The organism is uncultured Pseudoxanthomonas sp. (assembly GCF_947498795.1).
In the GTDB taxonomy this organism is placed as follows: Bacteria; Pseudomonadota; Gammaproteobacteria; order Xanthomonadales; family Xanthomonadaceae; genus Pseudoxanthomonas_A.
In genome coordinates, this window is record NZ_CANMLQ010000002.1 from 32,108 (window position 1) to 55,411 (window position 23,304).

A 23,304-nucleotide genomic window follows, 5' to 3' on the forward strand; every position below is an offset into this window, starting at 1 on the left:
CAGAGGCTCCGATGTCAGCCGCCACCCAGCGCTTCCGGCAGCAGCGCGTCGACGAAGGATTCCGCATCGAATACGCGCAGGTCTTCCACGCGCTCGCCGATGCCGGCATAACGGATCGGAATGCCGAATTCGCGTGCGAGCGCGAACACCACGCCGCCCTTCGCCGTGCCGTCCAGTTTGGTGACCACCAGGCCGGTCACGCCGACGGCCGCGTGGAACTGGCGCAGCTGCGAAAGCGCGTTCTGCCCGGTGGTGCCGTCGATGACCATCAGCACCTCGTGAGGCGCATCCGCATCGATCTTGCCAAGCACGCGGCGGATCTTGCCCAACTCGTTCATCAGGCCGGTCTGGGTGTGCAGGCGGCCGGCAGTGTCGGCAATCAATACGTCGAAACCGCGCGACTTGGCCGACTGCAGTGCGTCGAACGCTACCGAGGCGGCGTCCGCATCCTGGCCTTGCGCGATGACGGGCACGCCGTTGCGTTCGCCCCACGTCTGCAGTTGCGCGACCGCGGCAGCGCGGAACGTATCGCCCGCGGCCAGCATCAGGCTGTGGCCGTCCTGTTTGAAACGGCGCGCGAGCTTGCCGATGGTCGTGGTCTTGCCGACACCGTTGACGCCGACGGTCAGCACGACGAATGGCTTGCGACCGGCATCGATCACCAGCGGCTTCGCGACCGGCGTGATCAGTGCGATCAGGTCCGCGCGGAGCGCCTTCAGCAGCGCCTGCGCGTCGGCGAACTCGCGTTCCTTCATGCGCTTGCGCAGGTCCTCGACGATCGCGGTGGTCGCAGGCACGCCGACGTCGGCGGTCAGCAGCGCGGTCTCGATCTCGTCCAGCAGGTCGTCGTCCAGGCGCGGGTTGCGCGTGAACAGGCCAGCCAGGCCCAGCGCGGCGCTCGTGCGGCGCAGGCGGTCGCGCCAGCCGGACTTGCCCGCGGCGGCGGCGGGGGCCGCGTCCGTGCGCGCTTCTTCATCCGGATGGGGGGCGGGCGGGGCAGGGGGGACGGAACCTGGCGCGATGTCGTCGGCCGCTGCATCCGCCTGGGGCGCGGTGTCGTCCGCGGCGGGGACGGACGCCGGACCACTGTCGGTCGGCATCGGCTCGCCGGGCGCACGCGGGAAGGCGGCGGCGAGCTCTTCGGTGCTGGGGCGGGTCTGGGCGGCGTCGGGGCCGTCCTGGGGCTTCTTGCGGCGGAAAAAACCGATCATCGCGGGGGGTATCTCGAGGAGGGCCACATGCTACCACCCGGCTGTCGGACGCCCGGGCACGGGAACTCAAGTGGGGCCAGGCACGGCCGATATCGAGGGCGGACAACCCGGAATCCCCGCATGCACGCCATCACCGGTATCGCCAACTCGGGCCTGCGGGCCGCCTCGACCGGTCTTCAGGCTGCGGCGCACAATCTCGCCAATCTGGCCACGCCCGATGCCACCCGGCAGGCCGTGGTGCTGTCCGCGCAAGCGACAGGCGGTGTGTCCGCGCACGTGGTCGGGGCATCCACCGATCCGGCCGCGCCGATCGAGGACGTGGCCGCGATGCTGACCTACAAGGCGATGGCCGGCGCCAACCTGTTCGTGCTCAAGGTGGCAGACCAGACGCTGGGCAGCCTGCTGGATATCAGCGCGTAGGAATGCGATCCCTTCTCCCCGCGCGCGGGGAGAAGGTGCCCGGAGGGCGGATGAGGGGCGCTTTTCTCGGTCGCACGCTGCGCCCACCGTAGGCTGCGTCTGGTACCGGTTAAAGGCGCCAGAGCCCGCTGCCTCCGCTCGCCCCGCACCCGCCTTCGGCACCCTCTCCCCGTTGCACGGGGAGAGGGGAGCAGCGAGAGGGCGTCGCTTACGCCGACAGCTCCAGCAGCAACGCATTGAGCCGCTTCACGTACCCGGCCGGGTCCTTGAGGCTCTCGCCCGCTGCCAGTGCGGCCTGGTCGAACAGCACGCGGGTGAGGCTGTCGAAGCGGTTCGCGTCGCTTTCGGCATCCAGTTTGGCGATCAGTGGATGGTCCGGGTTGAACTCGAACACAGGCTTGCTTTCCGGTACCTGCTGGCCGCTGGCTTCCAGCAGCTGGCGCATCTGCAGGCCCAGGTCGCCCTGGCCGATGGCGAGGATGGCCGGCGAGTCGGTCAGTCGGTGCGAGACGCGAACCTCGGCCACGTCATGGCCGAGCACGGCCTTGATGCGGCCGGTGAGCGCTTCCTTCGCCTTGGCGCTTTCTTCCTGCGCCTTCTTGTCGTCCTCGCTCTCCAGCGCGCCCAGGTCCAGATCGCCACGCGCGATGTCGACAAAGGACTTTCCGTCGAACTCGGTCAGGTATCCCATCAGCCACTCGTCGATGCGGTCGGTGAGCAGCAGCACCTCGATGCCCTTCTTGCGGAAGATCTCCAGGTGCGGACTGTCCTTGATCTGCGCATGCGATTCGCCGGTCAGGTAATACAGCTTGTCCTGGCCTTCCTGCAGGCGGCCGACATAATCGGCCAGCGAGACGCTGGGCGCACCGGAGGCATCGTGCGTGGAGGCAAAACGCAGCAGGCCGGCGATCTTCTCGCGGTTGGCATAGTCCTCGGCCGGGCCTTCCTTCAGCACCTGGCCGAAGTTCGTCCAGAACGCCTTGTAGTCCTCGGGCTTGTCCGTGGCGAGTTTCTCCAGCATGTCGAGCGCGCGCTTGGTCAGCGCTGAACGCATCGAATCCACCACCGGGCCCGACTGCAGGATCTCGCGCGACACGTTCAGCGACAGGTCGGACGAGTCCACCACGCCGCGCAGGAAGCGCAGGTACAGCGGCAGGAACTGTTCGGCCTGGTCCATGATGAAGACGCGCTGCACGTAGAGCTTCAGGCCCTTGGCGCCGTCGCGGTGGTACAGGTCGAAGGGCGCGCGGCCCGGCACGTACAGCAGCGAGGTGTATTCGAGCTTGCCTTCGACCTTGTTGTGCGCCCATGCCGCCGGATCGGTGAAGTCGTGCGCGATGTGCTTGTAGAACTCGGCGTATTCTTCGTCCTTGATCTCGGACTTGGCGCGCGTCCACAGTGCGCTCGCCTTGTTGACGGCTTCCCACGCCGGCGGGGCAGGCGCTTCGTCGCCGTGCTGTTCCTTCGGCATCTCGATCGGCAGCCCGACATGGTCGGAATACTTCTTGATGATGCCGCGCAGCTTCCAGCCGTCGGCGAAGCCTTCCTCGCCGTCCTTCAGGTGCAGCACGATGCGCGTGCCTCGCTCGGGCTTGTCGACGGTGGCGACCTCGAAATCGCCTTCGCCGGCACTGGACCAGTGCACGCCTTCGTTCGCCGGCAGGCCGGCGCGGCGGCTGAGCACGTCCACGCGGTCAGCCACGATGAAGGCGCTGTAGAAGCCCACGCCGAACTGGCCGATGAGGTTGGCGTCCTTCTTCTGGTCGCCGGACAGCGCGTGCAGGAATTCGCCGGTGCCCGACTTGGCGATGGTGCCGAGGTGGGCGATGGCCTCTTCGCGGCTCATGCCGATGCCGTTGTCGTCGATGGTCACCGTGCGCGCGGTGGCGTCGAAGCCGACGCGGATGCGCAGGGTGGGGTCTTCCTCCAGCAGCTTCGGGTCCTTCAGCGCCTCGAAGCGCAACTTGTCGGCGGCGTCGGCAGCGTTGGACACCAGTTCGCGCAGGAAGATTTCCTTGTTCGAATAGAGCGAGTGGATCATCAGCTGCAGCAGCTGCTTCACCTCGGTCTGGAAGCCCAGGGTTTCTTTGCGGGTTTCAACGGTCATCGCGGTCGTGCTCCATGGCATTCGTCTGGGCCGCGCGCGGCGGCCGATGCGTCCGGTGTATGGGCCGGGCGTGGCTTTCTCAACCGGGCGGGGCCGCGGAGGGGGGGCAAGCCCCGCGCGTCATGGCCGGGCCGTATCATGCGGGGCCTTCCGTCGCCCCCTTCCCCGATGTCCCGCAGCGCCCGCCGGCCACCCTCCGCTCCCGTCCCCGCGCCGCGTGGCCTCGGCCACGTGCGCATCATCGGCGGGCGCTGGCGCGGCACGAAGCTGGCGGTGCCGGACCGCCCGGGCTTGCGGCCCAGCGGTGATCGCGTCCGCGAGACGCTGTTCAACTGGCTGATGCCGGCGCTTCCGGGCGCTCGCGCACTCGACCTGTTCGCCGGGACCGGCGTGCTGGGGCTCGAGGCGCTTTCGCGCGGGGCCGCACAGGCGGTGCTGGTGGAGCGCGATCCCGGCCTGGCCATGGCGTTGCGCGAGGCGGTGGCGAAGCTCTCGGCGGATGCCGAGGTCCATGCGGCGGATGCGCTGGCGTGGCTGGCCGGGTGCGCCGACACCTTCGACCTGGTCTTCCTGGATCCGCCCTTCGCCGAGGGCCTGTGGGAGCGCGCGCTGGCCGCGCTCGTGCCCCGGCTGGAGGCGGATGCGTGGATCTACGTGGAGTCCCCGGCGGACCGGGTGCCGACGGTCCCCGCAGGCTGGATATTGCACCGGGAAGGCCGCACTCGGGACGTGCGCTACGCCCTGTACCGGACCCCGGCCCCGCAGCCCGCTGCTACACTGCGTCCCGACGATCCGCCGGCGACGACTGAATGACTGTGGCGCGCACCCGGACGGCCGTGTATCCCGGCACGTTCGACCCCATCACCAATGGCCATATCGACCTGATCGACCGCGCCGCGCCGCTGTTCGAGCGCGTGATCATCGGGGTGGCGGAAAGCCCGGGCAAAGGCCCGGCGCTGCCGCTCGCCCAGCGCGTCGAGCTGGCCCGCGACGCAGTGGCCCGGCATCCGCACGTCGAGGTGCGCGGCTTCGACGGCCTGTTGGCCCATTTCGTCAAGGACGTGGGCGGCGGCGTACTGTTGCGCGGGCTGCGCGCGGTATCCGACTTCGAGTACGAATTCCAGCTGGCCAGCATGAACCGCCACCTCATCCCCGAGGTCGAGACGCTGTTCCTGACCCCGGCCGAGCAGTACGGCTTCATCTCCTCGTCGCTGGTGCGCGAGATCGCCCGGCTGGGAGGCGACGTGTCCGGGTTCGTCCCGCCGGCCGTCACCGCCGCGCTCAAGGCGCAGTGGCAGCACCACAAGCAGGGCGCCTGAGCGCCACGATTCCAATAACCGCTTTACCAAGAGGGGGATTACCCATGAAGAAGTTCGCAAGCCGCATCATGCTCACCGCCTGCCTCGTGCTGCCGTTCGCAGCGTGCAAGAAGCAGGAAGAAGCCCCGGCCGAGCCGGCCGAAGTCGCCCTGGTCGCGCCGGCCACGACCGAGGACGGTCCGTGGAAGGAATACCTGAGCAAGGTGGTCGACGCCAACATGGGCACGATCACCAACACGCCCTACGTGTACTACCTGCCGGCCGACACCGATCCGGAGTTCGAGGCCAAGTATGGCCGCCAGCTGGAGCAGGCCAAGGGCGCCGTCGCGCGCGGCGTGAGCAGCGGCAACCTGATCGCGTTCGGCTCGCCGAACAGCGCCAAGATCGCCGACCTGGCGGTCGCCGCTTTCACCGGTGTGGAGACAGATGCGTTCAAGGGCGTGCGCGTGCTGTTCATCGGCAAGGCCGAGGACAGCGAGCGCGTGAAGGCCGCCGTGGCCCCGAGCAGCGCCGAATACGTGTTCGTCGAAGCCAAGTGATCTTCCGGCGCGTGGCCGCCCTTGGGCGGCCACGCTTCGGCGGAAAGGTCATCCCCGCGAAGGCGGGATCCAGTGGTTCGGTACCCCGGCGAATGCCGCGATGAAGTCGCTGGGTCCCGGCTTGCGCCGGGATGACGGCAACCTTATGTCCCTCAAGATCAACGAACTGTGCGTCAACTGTGATGTCTGCGAGCCGGCCTGCCCCAACCAGGCCATCTCGATGGGCGAGACGATCTATGTGATCGATCCGGCGCGCTGCACCGAATGCGTCGGCCATCATGACGAACCGCAATGTGTCGTCGTGTGCCCCGTCGAGTGCATCGACCCCGATCCAGCGTATCCTGAGACCCACGAAGCCCTGCTGGCGAAGATGCTGAGGCTGCAGGCCGGCTGATCGCCATGTACGCACGCGCTTCGCCCCGGTAGCCGTTCCAGGAGAAGTCGTGATTCCTCGCCGTCTGTTCGTCCTGTTGTTCTTCGTCGCGTTCGTGCCCGCCGCGCTGGCTGCCGACGCAGTCCGCAGCTCCGCTCCGTCCCACCCCCCTGGCACCGCCATCGCCAGCGCCCATGCGCTCGCCACGCAGGCGGGACTGGACGTCATTGCGCAGGGCGGCAACGCGTTCGATGCCGCCATCGCCGTCTCGTCGACGCTTTCGGTGGTGGAGCCGATCAGTTCCGGACTGGGCGGCGGCGGATTCTTCTTGCTTCACGATGGCAAGACCGGCAAGGACGTCTTCGTCGATGCGCGCGAAACCGCGCCGGCCGCGTCCACACCCGACAAGTACCTGTTGCCGAATGGCGACTTCAACCGTGATCGCGCCGAGAACGGCCCGTGGGCGGCCGGCATCCCCGGCTTGCCGGCCGCTTTCGTGCACCTGGCGGAGAAATACGGACGATTGCCACTGAAGGCGTCGCTGGCGCCGGCGATCCGCACCGCGCGCGACGGTTTCCCCGTCTACGCACGCATGGCACGCGGTTACCAGGCGCGCCGCGAGGTCATGGAGCGTTACAAGGGCACGCGTGCTGTCTATCTGGTGGATGGGAAGCCGATCAAGGAGGGCGACGTCTTCAGGCAGCCCGACCTGGCGCGCACGCTGGAACGCTTGGCTGCGCAGGGCTTCGACGGGTTCTATCGCGGCGAGACCGCCAAGCTGCTGCTGGCCGGCGTGAAGGCCGAGGGCGGGCAATGGACTGCGAAGGAGCTGGCCGGGTACAGCGTGCGCGAGCGCGCCCCGCTGACCTTCACGTACAACGACTGGCAGGTGACCACCGCGCCGCCGCCGTCATCCGGTGGCGTGGCGCTGACGCAGATGCTGCAGGTCCTCGATGCCTACGATCTGTCCGAGCTGGACGAAGCGCAGCGCACGCACCTGGTGGTGGAATCGATGCGCCGCGCCTTCCGCGACCGCACCTTCTACCTGGGTGATCCCGACTTCGTCGAGATCCCGATGAAGACGCTGACCAGCCCGTACTACGCGGCCGGACTGCGCGCCACGATCAATCCGCAGAAAGCGACGCCCAGCGACCAGCTGTCCGGCCTGCAGACGCCGCTCGAGGACGAGGAAACCACGCACTTCTCCATCATCGATGCCGAAGGCAACCGCGTCGCCGGCACCCAGACCGTCAACCTGCTGTACGGCTCCGGGCTGGTGCCGCCGGGTACCGGCGTGCTGCTCAACAACGAGATGGACGATTTCGCGCTGAAGCCGGGCACGCCGAATGCCTTCGGCGTGATGGGCTACGACGCGAACGCGCCGAAGCCGGGCAAGCGCATGCTCAGCTCGATGACGCCGACGTTCCTCGAGTCGCCGGACAAGGTCGCGGTGCTCGGCACGCCGGGTGGAAGCCGCATCATCACGATGGTGCTGCTGGGCATCCTCGGCTACGACGCGGGGCTCGAACCGCAGGCCATCGCTGCGCTGCCACGTTTCCACCACCAGTGGATGCCGGACCTGATCGAGATGGAGACCGACGCGCTGAGCCCGGCCACGCAGCAGACACTGGAAGCCATGGGTCACCGCTTCAAGGTGCCCGGCAACAGCGCCCAGGGCGGCCGCGGTTCCAGCCACGTGTGGGGCAACCTGCAGACGGTGGAGTGGGACAAGACCACCAACACCCTGATGGGTGGCAGCGACCCGCGCAATCCTGTCGGCGCGGCCAAGGTCGTCGAGTCGGCTCCGTCACGCTGAGAGGCGTAGAATCGGGGCCATGAAACTCTGGTCGCTGCTGGGCAATTCCCAGAAACTCGATGGTGGCGCGATGTTCGGCAACGCGCCACGCGCCATGTGGGAAAAGTGGTCGCCGCCCGATGCGGAGAACCGCATCGAGCTTGCCTGCCGCGCGCTGCTGGTGCAGCCGCTCAACGGCAAGACCGTGTTGTTCGAGACCGGCATCGGCGCGTTCTTCGAACCGAAGATGCGCGCGCGCTTCGGCGTGCAGGAAGAGCGCCACGTGCTGCTCGATTCACTGCGCGACGCCGGCTTCTCGCATGAAGACATCGACGTCGTGGTGCTCAGCCACCTGCATTTCGACCACGCGGGCGGCCTGTTGGCGCCGTGGCAGGAAGGACGTGCACCGGAACTGCTGTTCCCCAACGCGACCTTCATCGTCGGCGCCGATCACTGGCAGCGCGCGCTGAAGCCGCATCCGCGCGATCGCGCGAGCTTCATCCCGGAATTGCAGCCCTTGCTGGAAGCCAGTGGGCGCCTGGAACTTGTATCCGGCGAGCACTCCGTTGCGCTGGGCGACGCGGTCCGTTTCAGCTTCAGCGATGGTCATACGCCGGGGCTCATGCTGGCGGAGGTGGTCGGTGCAGCGGGCTTGGACGGCCAGCCGCAGGGTGGTGTGGTGTTCTGCGCCGACCTGATCCCGGGCCGGTCGTGGGTGCATGTGCCGATCACCATGGGCTACGACCGCAATGCCGAATTGCTGATCGACGAGAAGCGCGCCTTCCTGGAAGACAAGCTGGCGCGCAACGTCCATCTGTTCTTCACCCACGACCCGGGCTGCGCACTGGCGCAGGTGACCCGCGACGAGAAGGGCAAGTTCGGCGTCGCCCACGAGGTCGCCGAACTGCACGCGCGCCCGCTGGCCGCATAACCGGTTAAGGCGGTGGGAGCGACGTCAGTCGCGACGCGGCGGCTTGCCGTCGCGACTGACGTCGCTCCCGCAACAGCGGTGTTTCAGCCGATCCGCGTGCCGAAGATGCGGTCGCCCGCGTCGCCCAGGCCCGGCAGGATGTAGCCCTTGTCATTGAGGCGTTCGTCGATGGCCGCGGTGTAGACCTCGACATCGGGGTGTGACGCTTCCAGCGCCTTCAGGCCTTCGGGCGCGGCGACCAGGAAGATGCCCTTGATCCGCTTCGCCCCGGCGCGCTTGAGCATGTCGATCGTGGCGATCAGCGTGCCGCCGGTCGCCAGCATCGGGTCGAGGATCAGCGCATCGCGCTCCTCCAGCCGTCCGGTCAACTTCTCGAAGTAGGGCACCGGCTGCAGCGTTTCCTCGTCGCGCTGGAGGCCGACCACGCTGACGCGCGCGGTGGGGATCAGCGCCAGTACGCCCGGCAGCATGCCCAGGCCGGCGCGCAGGATCGGCACCAGGGTGATCTTGGCGCCGGCGATCTTCTTCACCGCCACCGGCCCGGCCCAGCCCGCCATCGTCTCGGTCGTCAGCTCCAGGTCGGCGGTGGCCTCGTAGGCCAGCAGGGTGCCCAGCTCGGTCACCAGTTCGCGGAAATCCTTGGTGTTGAGGCCGGCGTTCCGCAACAGGCCGATCTTGTGCTGGACGAGCGGGTGGCGGACTTCGACGGTCTTCATGATGAGGGCAGGGCGGCTGGCGATGCGGGAAGTCTGCATCAAACTCAGCAACCCTACAAAGCAGAAAGCCGGCGTGAGCCGGCTTTCTGCCTGGAGCGTGGAAACGCCGGGGGTCAGAACGCCCAGCGCATGACCAACTGGTAGCTCGGGCCGGCCTCTTCGGTTTCCAGCTCGTACTCGTCGTAGTCGCGGTCGATCTGGTCCTGCAGCGTGTCGAACTTGTCGAAGAACTCGTCCTTGCTCGCATCCAGCAGGTTGTTGGCGCTCAGGCGCACCGACACGCTCTTGCCGAAGCGCTTCTCCACGAACACGTCGAGCTCGCCGCCGTAGCGGATCAGCACTTCTTCACCCAGCAGGCGCGTGTACGCGTCGCCCTGCTTGCGGTAGGTTGCGCCGAAGCTGGCGCCCAGCGTCGGCAGGTCCTGGATGAAGCCGATGTTGTAGACAGACTTGGCCTGGTCGTTGAAGCGGCGCTCGCCCAGGAAGTCATCCACCTCGGACTTCACCCACGAGTAGTTGGCGAAGACGCCGGTGTTTTCCAGGCCGATGGCCGACAGCGGCGTGGACACGTCGAACTCGAAGCCGTAGACCTTGCCGTCGCCGAAATTGGACGAGGTGTACAGCCAGCTTTCCGCCGGTTCCTGCGCCATCGCATCGGCCAGGTCGACGGCATCGCCGTCCTCGATCATCTCTTCCCAGGTGTCCTGCATCTCTTCACTGGGTACACCAGTATTGACGATCTCGATGAGGTCCTTCACGTCGCGGTAGAAGAAGTTCAGCCCGACCACGCCCTTGCGGCCAAGGCGGTGTTCGAAACCGAGATCCAGGCCATTGGCGGTTTCCGGATCCAGTTCCGGGTTGCCGATGTAGTCGTTGTCGCCGAACTCGCCGTCCAGCAGGGCCGGCAGCAGTTCGTTGAAGTTCGGACGCTTGATGGTCTTGGCCAGCGACAGGCTGATGCGGTCCGCATCGCCCAGGTTCCAGCGCAGGTTCACCGACGGCAGCAGTTCGTTGTAGTCCTTGCTGACGCGGCCTTCGCTTTCCTCGTCTTCGAGGTATTCCACCTTCGACTCCGTGGTCTCGTAGCGCAAGCCCGCTTCCCACGAGAAGGCCTCGCCCTTGCCGCTGAGCATGATGTACGGGTCCAGGCGCTTATCCTCGATCACCGAGGCGACGCTGCCGTCGAGGTCGTAGTCCGCCAGGGAGGTGGGCGTCTGGCCATCTTCGTCGGCTTCCCATTCGTAGCTGACGACCAGGCCTTCACGCTTCTTGGTGCGGTAATCCAGGCCGAACTCCAGTTCGGCGCCGCCCAGCGGGCGCGCATGGGTCAGCCTGAAGCCGGTTTCGGAATCCTTGGCGGTGACGGATTCGGCGCTGTAGACGGTCTCGTCCCATTCTGCGTCGGCGGGAATACTCCAGGTGTCGTCCCAGTTCTCCGCACCACTGACGTAGACCTGCTCGCCCTCGGTGGTGGCCTGCGAATTCTCGAAGCGCGCATGGTCGACGCTCACGGCCGTCGTACCGCCGGCCATGTCGAACTTGTATTCGGCGCCGACGCCGTAGTTCTTCTGGTCGTACGGGTCCAGGCCCGGCACGCGGATGTTGATCGTCTCGTCGTCATCCAGTTCTTCTTCGAACGATACCTCGGTCACGTCGCGATCGGTCTTGACGTAGAAACCGTCGATGCTGAAGCGGCCGTTGTCGCCCACGTCCGCGGTGTAGGAAAGGTTCGCCGAATAGTCTCGACCGTCCTTGACCTCGGTCTGGTCTTCCCAGCTGATCTTCTCTTCACGCGTATTGTCGGTGAAGCGGTCCGAGCGCTTGGACTTCGCGCGGTAGCGATCCTGCACGTTGATGCCGGCCAGCAGGCGGCCACCGAGCGCTTCGAACGAGGTCACGGCGCCGAAGGTCGGGTTGATCTCGCCGTCGTCCCAGCGGTTCACGCCGACCCGGATGTAACTACCGGTGAACTCGTAGGCATCACGCAGCACGATGTTGATCGCGCCCGCCATCGCATCGCCGCTACGGTTGGCGCTGGCGCTGCGCTTGATCTCGATGTGGTCCACCATCTCCGCGGGGATGCGATCGACGTAGAACGAGCGGTCGTCACCGGCGCCGGGCACCTTCTTGCCGTTGATCAGCACCTGCGTATAGCCGCCGCCCAGGCCTCGCAGCTGCACGCCGTCGTATTCCATGATGTCCGAGCCGACGAAGCCCACGCCCGGCACGCGCTTGAGCATGTCGCCCACGGTGTTCGGTTCGAAGCGCTGGAAGTACTCCAGGTCGTAGACCAGGGTCGGCGCGATGTCGTCGGTGCGGTCGCGGTAGGCGATCTCGGCCTGCACCACCACGGTGTCCAGTTGCTTGGGATCGCCTGCGGTGCCCGCGTCCGGCGCCTGGTTCTGGGCGGAGGCAGCGAGACTGGCCGGAAGCAGGGCAGCGCAGAACAGCGCCTGTGCGAGTGAGGCGGCCAAGGCATTGCGTTTCATGTGTGTCGTCCCCGTGACGAAAGTAAACGGCACTTTGTAAACACGTCACATGGCGGAAACATGACACGCAGGTTCCTGTGTGGTGACAGGTATCCGCATGCAGTGCACTGACACGAAAATGTCATCACGCCTGCGTAGAACATGGCAGTTTGTTGACGCCTACATGTCATGGGGAAACCGGTGAAACCACGTCTCGTCCTGCTTGCCCTCCCTCTCCTGCTGGCCGCCTGCGGCGGCAAGCCCAATGCGCCGGTTGCGGCCGACCCGGTGCCACAGGCGCCTGCGCGCGAGAAAGAGCCCGACGAGAATGTCGAGAAGGATCCGCTGCTGAGCGAGGCGAAGATCGCCCACGTCGTGGTGCCGGAAGCCTTCATCACCCCCGCGACGCCGGCGGAGAACGTCGATTCGCCCGCCAGTTGGCGGGCGCCCGATGGGACGCGCTGGCTGATCGCCACCGCCAAGGACACGCACCGCCTGGTCGTCTACGACGGCAGCACGGGCAAGCAGCTGCGCACCGTTTCCGGTCCGGGTAGCGCTTTGGGGCAGATGCAGCGGCCGAACGGCATCGCCGTGATCGACGACCTGGTATTGGTGGTCGAGCGCGACAACCGTCGTGTGCAGGTCTTCCAGCTGCCCGGCTTCACGCCGCTGCTCGTGTTCGGTGCGGAAGACCTGAAGCAACCGTATGGCCTGTGGGTGCGACCGCAGAAGGACACGTACGAGGTGATCGTCAGCGACAACTACATGTCGCCGCAGAACGAGGACGCGCCACCGCCGCTCGCCGAACTGGGTCAGCGCTTCAAGCGTTACCACCTGCAGCGCACCGAGGGCGGTTGGAAGGCCACGCTCGCCGGCACGTTCGGCGACACCGGCGAGGCCGGCGCGATCCGCATCGCGGAATCCGTGTTCGGCGATGCGGCGAATGATCGCCTGTTGCTCGCGGAAGAGGATGTCGCCGTCGGCACGCGCCTGCGCGAGTACGGCCTTGACGGCACCTACCGCGGCCGAGATATCGGTGCGGACCTGTTCAAGGCACAGGCCGAAGGCATGGCGCTGGCGCAGTGCGCGGGGGGCACCGGCTACTGGATCGCCACCGATCAGTTCAAGGACCGCAGCGTCTTCCACGTGTTCGAGCGCAAGACGCTGGCCTACAAGGGTGCGTTCGCCGGCAACAAGACGGCGAACACCGACGGCGTGTGGCTCGACCAGGGCGCCGATGCGCGCTTCCCGCAGGGCGCGTTCTACGCGGTCGACGACGACCAGGCGGTGGCGGCGTTCGACTGGCGCGACATCGCCAAGGCACTGTCGCTGCCGGAGTGCCGCGCCGAATGAAACATGCAGGGGATGCGGGGATGACGTGGGTGCTGGCCGCCCTGTTGCTGGGGACTTGCGCGACGACGCTCGCGCAGGATGCGACGGCGCGCCAGCCCGAGCCGAATACACGCGTGCCGCAGGGCGTGGTGCGCTACGCACCGAGCGGCTTCCCGGATCGCATCGTGGCCTCGCCCGCGCAGGACGCCGCCACGGGTTTCTCGGTGGCGTGGCGCACCGATGCGCGCATCGACACGCCCTCGCTGGAGATCGTCGTCGCAGGCGATTCGCCCGAAATGGGTGAGTCGCGCAGCATCGCGGCGACCAGCACGCCGCTGAAGACCGAGAATGGCGAAGCCCATCACCATCGCGCGGATGTCACGGGCCTCCAGCCGGACACCTTGTACGCGTGGCGCGTGCAGGGCGACCGCACCTGGAGCGCCTGGCACCACACGCGCACGGCGGCTGCCGCAAGCGCACCGCTGACGCTGCTGTACTTCGGCGATACCCAGAACAAGAACGTCAGCCTGACCACGCGCGTCGTACGCGAAGCGATGCGGCACGCACCGGATGCGCGCCTGGCCCTGTTCGCGGGTGACCTGGTCAGCGGTGGCGATGGCGAGGACGACAACGAGTGGGGCGAGTGGTTCGACGCGAACGAGGTGCTGCCGACTTCGCTGGTGGTCGCGCCGGCGCCGGGCAATCACGAGTATTTCGAGGAGTTCGAAGACACGCCGCAGGAACGCCGCGTGCTCGGTGCGCATTGGCCGGTGACGTTCGCGTTGCCGGGCAACGGCGTGGCGCAGGCGAAGCGCACCACATACTGGTTCGACTACCAGGATGTGCGCGTGGTGGTGATCGATGGCACGTCCGCGCTCGACCTGGGCACCGCGAAGGCGCAGGCGGCGTGGCTGGACCAGGCGCTGGCCTCGAATCCGCACCGCTGGAGCATCGTGATGACGCACCAGCCGTTCTTCTCCCCGCGCGAGGGGCGCGACAACGTGCTGCTGCGCCAGCACCTGCTGCCGGTGATCCGCAAGCGCAAGGTCGATCTGGTGCTGCAGGGCCATGACCACGTCTACGGCCGCCTCAAGAACGAGGCACCGACACCGGTGTTCGTCGTGTCCGTCACCGGCGCCAAGCAGTACCGGCTCTCCGACGAGGCGCGCAAGACGATGCGGCCGGTCGCCGAGGACACGCAGCTCTTCCAGGTGCTGCGCTTCGACGGTCCACGTCTGCGTTATGAAGCGCGCACGGCGACCGGTCGCCTCTACGATGCCTTCGACCTCGTCGACGGCGGGACCGCCGGCAAGCAGCTTGTCGAGCACGCAGAAGGCCGTATCGAAGAACGTACCTGCACCCGCGCCGAGACCCTGAAGGGTCGCGCCGACCGGTGCTGGGAATGACCTACACCGACAATCACGCCAGGACCTTCCGCATGCCGAAGCGCACCACTCCCTTGTTGCTCGCGATGCTGCTCGCCGTGTCGGCGGGCGCCGCCCTCGCACGCGAGGCGCACATCCGCCATCCGTTGCTCGCCCAGCAGCCGAAGTCCGCGCCGGAGGAGGTGCTGCTGGCGGTGGAGATCCCCGCAGGCAGCTTCACCAAGTACGAGATCAACGACGAGGGGCTGGTCTTCGTCGACCGGTTCCAGTCAATGCCGGTGGCGTATCCCGCCAACTACGGGTCGATGCCGCGCACGCTGGCCGGCGACGGCGATCCGCTGGATGCGCTGGTGCTGACGCGCGAGCCGCTGCATCCGGGCGTGCTGGTGAAGTTCCGCCCGATCGGGGTACTGCGCATGCTCGATGACGGCAAGCACGACGAGAAGATCATCGGCGTGCCGACCGACAAGATTGACCCGACCTACGCGGGCATCCGCGACCTGGCCGACCTGCCGGAGATCGAGCGCCAGCGCATCGAAGCGTTCTTCCGCGTCTACAAGGACCTGCCGAAGGGCCGCAATCCGGTGCAGCTCAACGGCTACGGCGATGCGAAGGAAGCGAAGGCGTTGATCCAGGTCTCGCTGGACCGCTTCGCCACGCAGAAGCCGTAAGGTAAGAAGGGTTGCAGGAAAGAAAAAGGCGAGCCGAGGCTCGCCTTTTTCATGAAGCGCTGGCAGACGTCAGGCCGCCACGGCCTGGCTGATGCGGGGGCCTTCGCGCAGCGCCTTGCCCACCATGCCGACCAGCAGGTCCAGCTCTTCGCCATCGATGGCGAAGTGCGGGGTGAAGCGCAGCGAGTTCGCGCCGCCGTGGATGACGTTCAGGCCCTGCTGGCGTAGCCACTCTTCGGTGGATCCAGCGCCATAGCACTTGAACGCCGGCGACAGCTCGCACGAGAAAAGCAGGCCGGTGCCCTGCACGTTGGTGATCAGGCCGCCGAGCTCCGCCTGCAGCTGCTGCAGCTTCTGCACCGCTTCGACGCCACGCTTGCGGATGTTCTCGCGCACCTGCGGGGTCAGCTGGGACAGCGTGGCGCACGCGACATCAAGGGCGCGCGGGTTTGTGGTCATCGTGTTGCCGTACACGCCCTTGCGGTACAGGCCGGCGGCGCGCTCGTTCACGGCGAGCACCGACAGCGGGTACTGCGCGGCGTTCAGCGCCTTGGAATAGGTCTCCATGTCCGGCGCATCCAGGCCTTCGAAGCCCGGGTAGTCGACGATGGACAGCACGCCGTGCGCACGCAGGCCGGCCTGGATGGAGTCGACCAGGAACAGGCTGCCGTGGCTGCGGGTCAGTTCGCGGGCGGCCGCGTAGAACGCCGGCGGCACGGAACGGCCCGGGTCGCCTTCGCCCATCACCGGCTCCAGGAACACGGCTTCGACGAACCAGCCCTTGGCCTCGGCGTCGGCGAACGCCTGCTTCAGCGCATCCACGTCGTACGGCGGTATGGCGATGACGGAATCTTCGCCGCGGTAGCTGGCCAGGTGCTGCTGGTAGGACTTGCGCGAGGAGTCCGAGTACAGCGCCGGGCGTTCGGTGCGGCCATGGAAGCTGCCCTTCACCACGATGCGCTTGATGGTGCGGCCGGCGTGGCGGCCGTCCGGGTCGGTCATCAGCTTGCTGTTGATGTCGGCGATGCGCGCGGCCAGGCCGACGGACTCGGAACCCGAGTTGAGGCACAGGAACTTCGCGAACGGGCAGCCGCCACGGGTATGGCCGATCTCCTTGCGCAGGGCGCGATCGAAGCGCAGCTGCGAGAGGCTGGGGGTCATGATGTTGGCCATCACCTGCGGACGGGCCATCGCGTCCATCACCGCGGCCGGGGTATGGCCGAAGCCGAGCATGCCGTAGCCGCCCGCGTCGTACAGCACCGCACCGTTGAGGGTGACCACCCACGGACCACGCGCGGCCAGCGCGATGTAGGGGTTGATCGCGTCATCGGCATAGAAGTTGACATAGCCGGCCTGCACGGCGCGCAGCTGCTCGGTTTCATCCAGTTCGAACAGCTCGGAGAACTCGTCCTTCAGGCGCGCGTGTTCGGCGGCGGCGGCCTCGATCACGGCGGCCAGGTCCGGATGGCCCTTGGCCAGGCGTTCGATGGCGGCATCGTCCAGGCCGAGGGTCAGGCGCTGGCCCGTGTGGGCGCGCAGGGGGGCGAGGGCATCGGTGAGGGCCATGGGAATCTCCGGCTGCAGGCGGCAAACCCGTATTATCGGGAATAATTCGTCATTTGACAGTTGTGAACTGCGCGCATTTAGAGGATATTTCGTCGATTCGACGAAGCGCGCCTGATCAATGAAGCTCACCGATGCCGACCAGCAACTGCTCTCAATGCTGCGTGAGAACGCGCGTGCTTCCACGGCGCAGATTGCCCGCCGGCTGAACCTGTCGCGCACCACGGTGCAGAGCCGCATCGAGCGGCTGGAACGGGAGGGCGTGATCAGCGGTTACACCGTCCGCGTCCATGACGAGTACGACCGCAGCCACCTTCGCGCGCACATCATGATTGCCGTGCATCCGAAGCAGATGACCTCGGTGGTCGCCGCCCTGCGCGCGATGCCGGAACTGCGCGTGCTGCATTCGGTCAGCGGCAGCCACGACCTGATCGCCATCGGTGCGGTGCCGAGCGTGGGCGACATGGACGTGCTGACCGACCGCATCGGCGCGCTGGATGGCGTGGAGCGCACCACCTCGTCCATCGTGCTGTCGACCAAGTTCGAGCGCTGAGTGGGCGGGGGCCGCGCGGGCCGGTCACGTACAATGCACGCCCCCGCAAGGCCCCGCACGTGAAGAAGTCCGATTTCCATTTCGAGTTGCCCGAGGCGCTGATAGCCCAGGCGCCGCTGCCGGAGCGTTCCGCCAGCCGGCTGCTGGTCGTGCCGCCGGGCGAAGTGCCGTTCGTGGACCGCCACGTGCGCGACCTGCCCGAGTGGGTGCGTCCCGGTGACCTGCTGGTGTTCAACGACACGCGCGTGATCCCGGCGCGACTGTTCGGGCAGAAGGAAAGCGGCGGACGGGTCGAGATCCTGATCGAGCGCCTGCTGCCGGACAACGCGGCGCGCGCCCAGGTCGGTGCCAGCAAGTCGCCCAAGCCCGGTAGCCGCATCCAGCTGGATGCCGGCGGCGAGGCGGAGGTGGTTGGCCGCGACGGCGAGTTCTACCAGTTGCGCTTCCATGTGCCCGGCGCACTCGAAAGCTGGCTGCAGAAGGCCGGTCGCCTGCCGTTGCCGCCCTATATCCAGCGTGAGCCCGGCCAGGACGACGACGAGCGCTACCAGACCGTGTTCGCGCGCGAACTGGGCGCGGTCGCTGCGCCGACCGCCGGCCTGCACTTCGACGACGCATTGCTGTCCACGTTGCGTGAGCAAGGCGTGGAGTTCGGCCACGTGACCCTGCATGTCGGTGCCGGCACCTTCCAGCCGATGCGCGTGGACAACATCCACGAGCACCACATGCACAGCGAATGGCTGAACGTGGGTGCGGCGCTGGTCGAGCAGGTGCGTGCGACGCGTGCCCGCGGTGGCCGCGTCATCGCGGTGGGCACCACGGTCGTGCGTGCGCTGGAATCCGCCATGCGGGACGGCGAACTGCACCCCTTCGCCGGCGAGACGCAGATCTTCATCTTCCCCGGCTACCGCATCCGCAGCATCGATGCGTTGGTCACCAACTTCCACCTGCCGGAAAGCACGCTGCTGATGCTGGTCAGCGCGTTCGCCGGCAAGGACCGGATCATGGCCGCCTACGCCCATGCGGTGCGCGAGCAGTACCGGTTCTTTTCCTATGGAGACGCGATGCTGCTGTTCCCGGAGACGGCCGCATGAGCCGCATGTCCTTCGACCTGCTGGCCACCGACGGCGCTGCGCGCCGCGGACGCCTGACGTTCCCGCGCGGCACCATCGAAACGCCTGCGTTCATGCCTGTGGGCACGTACGGCTCGGTGAAGGGCATCCTGCCGGAGCATGTCGAGGACCTGGGCGCCGAGATCATCCTCGGCAACACGTTCCACCTGTACCTGCGGCCCGGCCTGGACGTGATCGGCGCGCACGGCGGCCTGCACGGCTTCGCTCGCTGGAACAGGCCGATCCTCACCGATTCGGGCGGGTTCCAGGTGTTCTCGCTGGCGCACCGGCGCAAGATCACCGAGCAGGGCGTGACGTTCGCCTCGCCGGTGGACGGCAGCAAGGTGTTCCTGGGCCCCGAAGAGAGCATGAACATCCAGCGCGTGCTGGGCTCGGACATCGTGATGATCTTCGACGAGTGCCCGCCGGTGAACGTCGATGGCAAGCCGGTCGACCCGCGGGTGATCGAACGGTCGATGGAACTGTCGCTGCGCTGGGCCGAGCGTTCGAAGCGCGCACATGAAGGCAACGACGCTGCGCTGTTCGGCATCGTGCAGGGCGGCGTGCACCATCACCTGCGCTCGCGATCGGCGGACGGACTGAAGGCGATCGGATTCGATGGTTACGCGATCGGCGGACTCGCGGTGGGCGAGACCGAACAGGAGCGCAACGCCACGCTGGACCATACGTGCCCGCAATTGCCGACGGACCAGCCGCGCTACCTGATGGGCGTCGGTCGGCCGGAGGACCTGGTGGAAGCGGTGGCGCGCGGCGTGGACATGTTCGACTGCGTCATGCCGACCCGCAACGCACGCAACGGCCACTATTTCACCTCGTTCGGCACGGTACGCATCCGCAATTCCAAGTACGAGCACGACCTGCAGCCGATCGAGCCCGGCTGCGGCTGCTATGCCTGCCGCAACGGCTTCACCCGCAGCTACCTGCGCCACCTGGACCGTTGCAACGAAATGCTCGCTCCCATGCTCGGCACCCTGCACAACCTCTGGTACTACCAGCAGGTGATGGCGCAGATGCGCGCGGCCATCGCCGAAGGACGATTCGCCGACTTCCGGGCCGCCTTCTACGCGGCCCGCGGGATCGACCCGGCGCCTTAGCCGGGATACCGGGCCGCACGCCGGAGGCTTCTGTAGGAGCGGGCCATGCCCGCGATGATCTCCTTCGGTCGTCCGGAAGGGCATCGCGCCCGTGGGGCGCTCCTGCAGGCTTCGTGGCGGAGGCGAAGTCCTCTGCGGTGCATGTCCGGACCGCCGGCCGGGAACCATCCGGCGCCGACGCGGTCTTTTCCGGTCCGGGCCAACAGGGGAGGCCGGGCGGGCCTTCCCGGCGCGTGGCATAATCCCCGGCTGCTTTTCATACCCAATGGACAAGTCCATGAATCTGCTTGAGTTCTTCGTTGCCCCCGTGATCGCCCAGGCCGCCCCGGCCCAGCAGGGCATGGGCGGCTTCGGCCTGCTGATGCCGATCGCGCTGATCGCCATCATGTACTTCCTGATGATCCGCCCGCAGATGAAGCGCGCCAAGGAGCACCGCTCCATGCTGGACAAGCTGTCCAAGGGCGACGAAGTCATCACTTCGGGTGGCATCGCAGGCACCGTCACCGACATCGGCGACAACTTCGTGACCCTGGAAGTGGCCGACAACGTGCGCGTCCGCGTGCAGAAGGCCGCCGTCGGCAATGTGCTGCCGAAGGGCACCCTGAAGTCCGCCTGATCCGCTTTCTCGCGCCGGGTCTGGCCCGCGCGATTCCCGCTGTTCCGAACCACCGCTGAGCGCATGCCCGGGAAGGGTCTGCGCGGGTTGCCACGATGCTTGAATTTCCTCGCTGGAAATACGTCCTGATCCTGATCGTCGTGTTGGCGAGCGCGCTGTACGCGCTTCCCAACCTTTACCCCCAGGATCCCTCCGTGCAGATCACCGCCAATCGCGGCTTCGCCGTCGATGACGCGCTGCGTGCCCGCGTCGATACCGCACTGAAGCAGGCGGGCGTGCAGCCCAAGCAGGTCGAGGTCGACGACGGCACCCTGCTGGTCCGCCTGCCCGGCCTGGACGCGCAGACCAAGGCCAACGACGCACTGCGCCAGGCACTGGGCGAGGACTATCTGGTGGCTCTGAACCTGGCATCCACGGTGCCCGACTGGCTGGGCAAGCTCGGTGCGCGTTCGATGGTGCAGGGCCTGGACCTGCAGGGCGGCGTGCACTTCGTGATGCAAGTCGACCAGAAGGCTGCGCTGGACAAGCGCATCGATGGCTATCTGGAAGACGTGCGCGTCACCCTGCGCGACAAGCGCATCCGCTATACGGCGGTCGAGCGGCGCCCCGACAACACGCTGCTCGTGACGCTCGCGGATGGCGAGGACGTGGCCGCGGCGCAGCAGGCGCTGGCGCAGACCCTCAGTGCGCGCGGTGGCAACGCCGGCACGCTCGCGGCAGGCGCCGGCCTGACCTATCAGGCGAGCGGCAACCAGATCACCATCGGACTGCCGCAGGCGGAGCTGGACCAGATCGCCTCCGAGGCGATCGAGCAGAACCTCACCACCCTGCGCAATCGCGTCAACGAGATCGGTGTCGCCGAGCCCATCATCCAGCGCCAGGGCAACGATCGCGTCGTCGTGCAGCTGCCCGGCGTGCAGGACACCGCCGAAGCCAAGCGCCTGATCGGCGCGACCGCCACGCTGGAATTCCGCGCCGTGGTGGAAGGCAATGCTGCCGACGCCGTGGCCAGCGGCCGCATCCCGCCGGAAGCCAAGGTCTACCAGCTGCGCGACAACGCCGGTCCGGTGCTGCTCAACAAGCGCGTGCTCGCTTCGGGCGACGAGATGGTCAATGCCCGCGTGGGCGTCGACAACAACGGCCTGCCCGCGGTCGACGTTACCCTCAACAACATCGCCGGCCAGCGGATGTTCGACTACACCAGCGCCAACGTCGGCAAGCTGATGTCGGTCGTCTACATCGAGCGCGTGCCAACGGTGACAATGGTCGACGGCAAGGAAGTGCGCAGCGTGCGCGTGCGTGAGGAAGCGCTGGCGCCGACCCGCATCGCCGGCGTGTTCGGCAAGAACTTCCAGACGACCGGCCTGGAAAAGACCGAGGCCGACAACCTAGCCAAGCTGTTGCGTGCCGGTTCCCTGGCCGCGCCGATGGACTTCATCGAGGAGCGCGTGGTCGGCCCCAGCCTGGGTGCCGAGAACGTGGCCCGCGGCACCAAGGCGGTGGTGTACTCCTTCATCTTCGCGCTCGCGTTCTTCCTGGTGTACTACCGGATGTTCGGCGTGATCACCTGCGTGGCGCTGTTGCTCAACCTGGTGATGGTGGTCGCGGTAATGTCGTTGTTCGGCGCCACCATGACGCTGCCCGGCTTCGCCGGCCTGGCCCTGACCATCGGCATGTCCGTTGACGCGAACGTGCTGATCAACGAGCGCATACGCGAAGAATTGCGGGCGGGCGTGCCGCCGCTGGCCGCCATCGCCACCGGCTACGACAAGGCGTCGGGCACCATCTTCGACTCCAACATGACCGCGCTGCTGGCGGGCGTGGCGCTGTACGCGTTCGGCACCGGCCCGCTGAAGGGCTTCGCCATCACGATGGTGATCGGCATCCTGACCTCGGTGTTCACCGCCGTGACCGTCTCGCGCGGCCTGGCCACCCTGATCTATGGCCGCCGCCGAAAGCTGAAGTCGCTGGCCATCTGACGAGAGCAACCGAACCATGAAACTCTTCCCGCTGCATCTCGTCCCCAACGACACCCGCATCGACTTCATGCGGCTGCGCTGGATCTCGATTTCCATCGCCGTGATCATGGCCGTGGTGGCGATCGGCGCCATCGCCTTCAAGGGATTCAACTTCGCGCTCGACTTCACCGGTGGCACCGTGGTGGAACTGCGCTTCCAGAAGGCGCCCGATGTGGATGCCGTGCGCTCGCGCCTGGAGACGGCCGGCTACGGCAGCGCCCAGGTCCAGACCTTCGGCACGGGCAGCGACCTGCTGGTCCGCCTGCAGCCACGGGAAGAAGCGGCGGCCGAAGAGGGCCCCGCCGGCCTGGATGCCACCAACCGCACCGCGCAGGACGTCGTCCGCCTGGCATCCAGCCCGGACAACCAGGCGACGGTGATGCGCAGCGAATTCGTCGGCCCCCAGGTCGGCAAGGAGCTGGCGCTGAATGGCCTGTACACGCTGCTGTTCGTGGTGGTGGGGTTCCTGATCTACATCGCCGCGCGCTTCGAATGGAAGTTCGCCGTGGCGGCCATCGTCACCACCCTGCACGACGTGCTGATCTGCGCCGGCTTCTTCGCGCTGACCGGCCGCGAGTTCGACCTGACCATCCTGGCCGGCCTGCTGTCGGTGATGGGCTTCTCGATCAACGACACCATCGTCGTGTTCGACCGCGTGCGCGAGAACTTCCGTAGCCTGCGCGTGGAGCCGGTCGAAGTGCTGAACCGCTCGGTCAACCAGACCCTGTCCCGCACGATCATCACCTCGTTCGTCGCGTTCCTGACGGTGCTGGCGCTGTACCTGTATGGCGGTGGCTCGCTGGAAGGCATGGCGATCTCGCAGATGATCGGCATCGTGATCGGCACGGTCTCCTCGATCTTCGTGGCCTGCCCGTTGCTGACCCTCGGCTTCCTGAAGGTCACCAAGCAGGACCTGATGCCCAAGGCCAAGGACGAAGCGCTACTGGCGCGTCGCCCGTAAGCGGCGTCGTTCAGGTACGAAAAAGGCCACGCAATGCGTGGCCTTTTTTTGTTGGCGTCGTTTTCTGTAGGAGCGACGTGAGTCGCGACCGCACGGCCA

General features: G+C 67.1%; 21 protein-coding genes. 16 read left to right on the plus strand and 5 right to left on the minus strand.

Annotated elements, in window-relative coordinates; genetic code table 11:
• Window positions 1-14: 14 nt before the first annotated feature.
• Window positions 15-1,211, minus strand: a complete 1,197-nt coding sequence (gene ftsY, locus Q0907_RS06405; protein ID WP_299342709.1) for a signal recognition particle-docking protein FtsY — start codon at window positions 1,209-1,211, stop codon at window positions 15-17.
• Between the two features lie 120 nt (window positions 1,212-1,331).
• Between ftsY and Q0907_RS06410 the strand changes: the two genes are divergently transcribed.
• Window positions 1,332-1,631: a hypothetical protein gene (locus tag Q0907_RS06410; protein WP_299342711.1), complete on the plus strand. Its 300-nt coding sequence runs from the start codon at window positions 1,332-1,334 to the stop codon at window positions 1,629-1,631.
• A 208-nt stretch (window positions 1,632-1,839) separates the two neighbouring features.
• Here the strand turns inward: Q0907_RS06410 and htpG are convergent, their stop codons facing one another.
• The gene (gene htpG / locus Q0907_RS06415; protein WP_299342712.1) at window positions 1,840-3,738 is read right to left on the minus strand and encodes a molecular chaperone HtpG; all 1,899 of its coding nucleotides are present in this window, start codon (window positions 3,736-3,738) and stop codon (window positions 1,840-1,842) included.
• Between the two features lie 168 nt (window positions 3,739-3,906).
• On the opposite strand from htpG, the gene rsmD reads away from it, so the two are divergent.
• The 6 genes from rsmD to Q0907_RS06445 all read left to right on the plus strand — a co-directional run bounded on the left by rsmD (window position 3,907) and on the right by Q0907_RS06445 (window position 8,695).
• Complete coding sequence (gene rsmD, locus Q0907_RS06420) at window positions 3,907-4,551, plus strand: 16S rRNA (guanine(966)-N(2))-methyltransferase RsmD (protein ID WP_299342714.1); 645 nt, start codon at window positions 3,907-3,909, stop codon at window positions 4,549-4,551.
• Window positions 4,548-5,057, plus strand: coding sequence for a pantetheine-phosphate adenylyltransferase (gene coaD / locus Q0907_RS06425; protein WP_296282544.1), 510 nt, complete (start codon window positions 4,548-4,550; stop codon window positions 5,055-5,057). The genes rsmD and coaD overlap by 4 nt, the downstream gene beginning before the upstream one ends.
• 44 nt (window positions 5,058-5,101) lie before the next feature.
• Window positions 5,102-5,596, plus strand: coding sequence for a hypothetical protein (locus Q0907_RS06430; protein ID WP_296282543.1), 495 nt, complete (start codon window positions 5,102-5,104; stop codon window positions 5,594-5,596).
• A 145-nt stretch (window positions 5,597-5,741) separates the two neighbouring features.
• A complete protein-coding gene (locus Q0907_RS06435) occupies window positions 5,742-5,990 on the plus strand; it encodes a YfhL family 4Fe-4S dicluster ferredoxin (protein WP_055940809.1) in 249 nt (82 codons plus the stop codon).
• Between the two features lie 94 nt (window positions 5,991-6,084).
• A complete protein-coding gene (gene ggt / locus Q0907_RS06440; protein ID WP_299343822.1) occupies window positions 6,085-7,785 on the plus strand; it encodes a gamma-glutamyltransferase in 1,701 nt (566 codons plus the stop codon).
• 19 nt (window positions 7,786-7,804) lie between these two features.
• Entirely contained in the window at window positions 7,805-8,695 is an 891-nt protein-coding gene (locus Q0907_RS06445) for an MBL fold metallo-hydrolase (RefSeq protein ID WP_299342717.1), read from the plus strand.
• Between the two features lie 83 nt (window positions 8,696-8,778).
• Here the strand turns inward: Q0907_RS06445 and upp are convergent, their stop codons facing one another.
• Entirely contained in the window at window positions 8,779-9,411 is a 633-nt protein-coding gene (gene upp, locus Q0907_RS06450) for a uracil phosphoribosyltransferase (RefSeq protein ID WP_299343825.1), read from the minus strand.
• A 113-nt stretch (window positions 9,412-9,524) separates the two neighbouring features.
• Window positions 9,525-11,900, minus strand: a complete 2,376-nt coding sequence (locus tag Q0907_RS06455) for a TonB-dependent receptor (RefSeq protein WP_299342718.1) — start codon at window positions 11,898-11,900, stop codon at window positions 9,525-9,527.
• A gap of 267 nt (window positions 11,901-12,167) precedes the next feature.
• Here Q0907_RS06455 and Q0907_RS06460 point away from each other — a divergent pair, with 267 nt between their 5' ends.
• The 3 genes from Q0907_RS06460 to Q0907_RS06470 are packed head-to-tail and all read left to right on the plus strand — an operon-like array spanning window position 12,168 to window position 15,267.
• The gene (locus Q0907_RS06460) at window positions 12,168-13,232 is read left to right on the plus strand and encodes a phytase (protein ID WP_299343828.1); all 1,065 of its coding nucleotides are present in this window, start codon (window positions 12,168-12,170) and stop codon (window positions 13,230-13,232) included.
• Window positions 13,229-14,617, plus strand: a complete 1,389-nt coding sequence (locus Q0907_RS06465; protein ID WP_343229809.1) for a metallophosphoesterase family protein — start codon at window positions 13,229-13,231, stop codon at window positions 14,615-14,617. Before Q0907_RS06460 ends, Q0907_RS06465 begins: the two co-directional genes overlap by 4 nt.
• A 32-nt stretch (window positions 14,618-14,649) precedes the next feature.
• A complete protein-coding gene (locus tag Q0907_RS06470; RefSeq protein ID WP_299342720.1) occupies window positions 14,650-15,267 on the plus strand; it encodes an inorganic diphosphatase in 618 nt (205 codons plus the stop codon).
• Window positions 15,268-15,336: 69 nt separating this feature from the next.
• Here Q0907_RS06470 and Q0907_RS06475 read toward each other — a convergent pair whose 3' ends face one another.
• Window positions 15,337-16,833: an aminotransferase class III-fold pyridoxal phosphate-dependent enzyme gene (locus Q0907_RS06475; protein WP_299342722.1), complete on the minus strand. Its 1,497-nt coding sequence runs from the start codon at window positions 16,831-16,833 to the stop codon at window positions 15,337-15,339.
• A gap of 118 nt (window positions 16,834-16,951) precedes the next feature.
• Here Q0907_RS06475 and Q0907_RS06480 point away from each other — a divergent pair, with 118 nt between their 5' ends.
• The 6 genes from Q0907_RS06480 (at window position 16,952) to secF (ending at window position 23,205) form a co-directional block, all read left to right on the plus strand.
• A complete protein-coding gene (locus Q0907_RS06480) occupies window positions 16,952-17,383 on the plus strand; it encodes an Lrp/AsnC family transcriptional regulator (protein WP_192269829.1) in 432 nt (143 codons plus the stop codon).
• 59 nt (window positions 17,384-17,442) lie between these two features.
• A complete protein-coding gene (gene queA / locus Q0907_RS06485) occupies window positions 17,443-18,477 on the plus strand; it encodes a tRNA preQ1(34) S-adenosylmethionine ribosyltransferase-isomerase QueA (protein ID WP_299342724.1) in 1,035 nt (344 codons plus the stop codon).
• Window positions 18,474-19,610, plus strand: a complete 1,137-nt coding sequence (tgt, locus tag Q0907_RS06490; RefSeq protein WP_296282537.1) for a tRNA guanosine(34) transglycosylase Tgt — start codon at window positions 18,474-18,476, stop codon at window positions 19,608-19,610. The genes queA and tgt overlap by 4 nt, the downstream gene beginning before the upstream one ends.
• A gap of 277 nt (window positions 19,611-19,887) precedes the next feature.
• Window positions 19,888-20,226, plus strand: a complete 339-nt coding sequence (gene yajC, locus Q0907_RS06495) for a preprotein translocase subunit YajC (RefSeq protein WP_296282536.1) — start codon at window positions 19,888-19,890, stop codon at window positions 20,224-20,226.
• 95 nt (window positions 20,227-20,321) lie between these two features.
• Window positions 20,322-22,205: a protein translocase subunit SecD gene (gene secD / locus Q0907_RS06500; RefSeq protein WP_296282535.1), complete on the plus strand. Its 1,884-nt coding sequence runs from the start codon at window positions 20,322-20,324 to the stop codon at window positions 22,203-22,205.
• A 16-nt stretch (window positions 22,206-22,221) separates the two neighbouring features.
• Window positions 22,222-23,205, plus strand: coding sequence for a protein translocase subunit SecF (gene secF, locus Q0907_RS06505; protein ID WP_296282534.1), 984 nt, complete (start codon window positions 22,222-22,224; stop codon window positions 23,203-23,205).
• Window positions 23,206-23,304 lie beyond the last annotated feature (99 nt).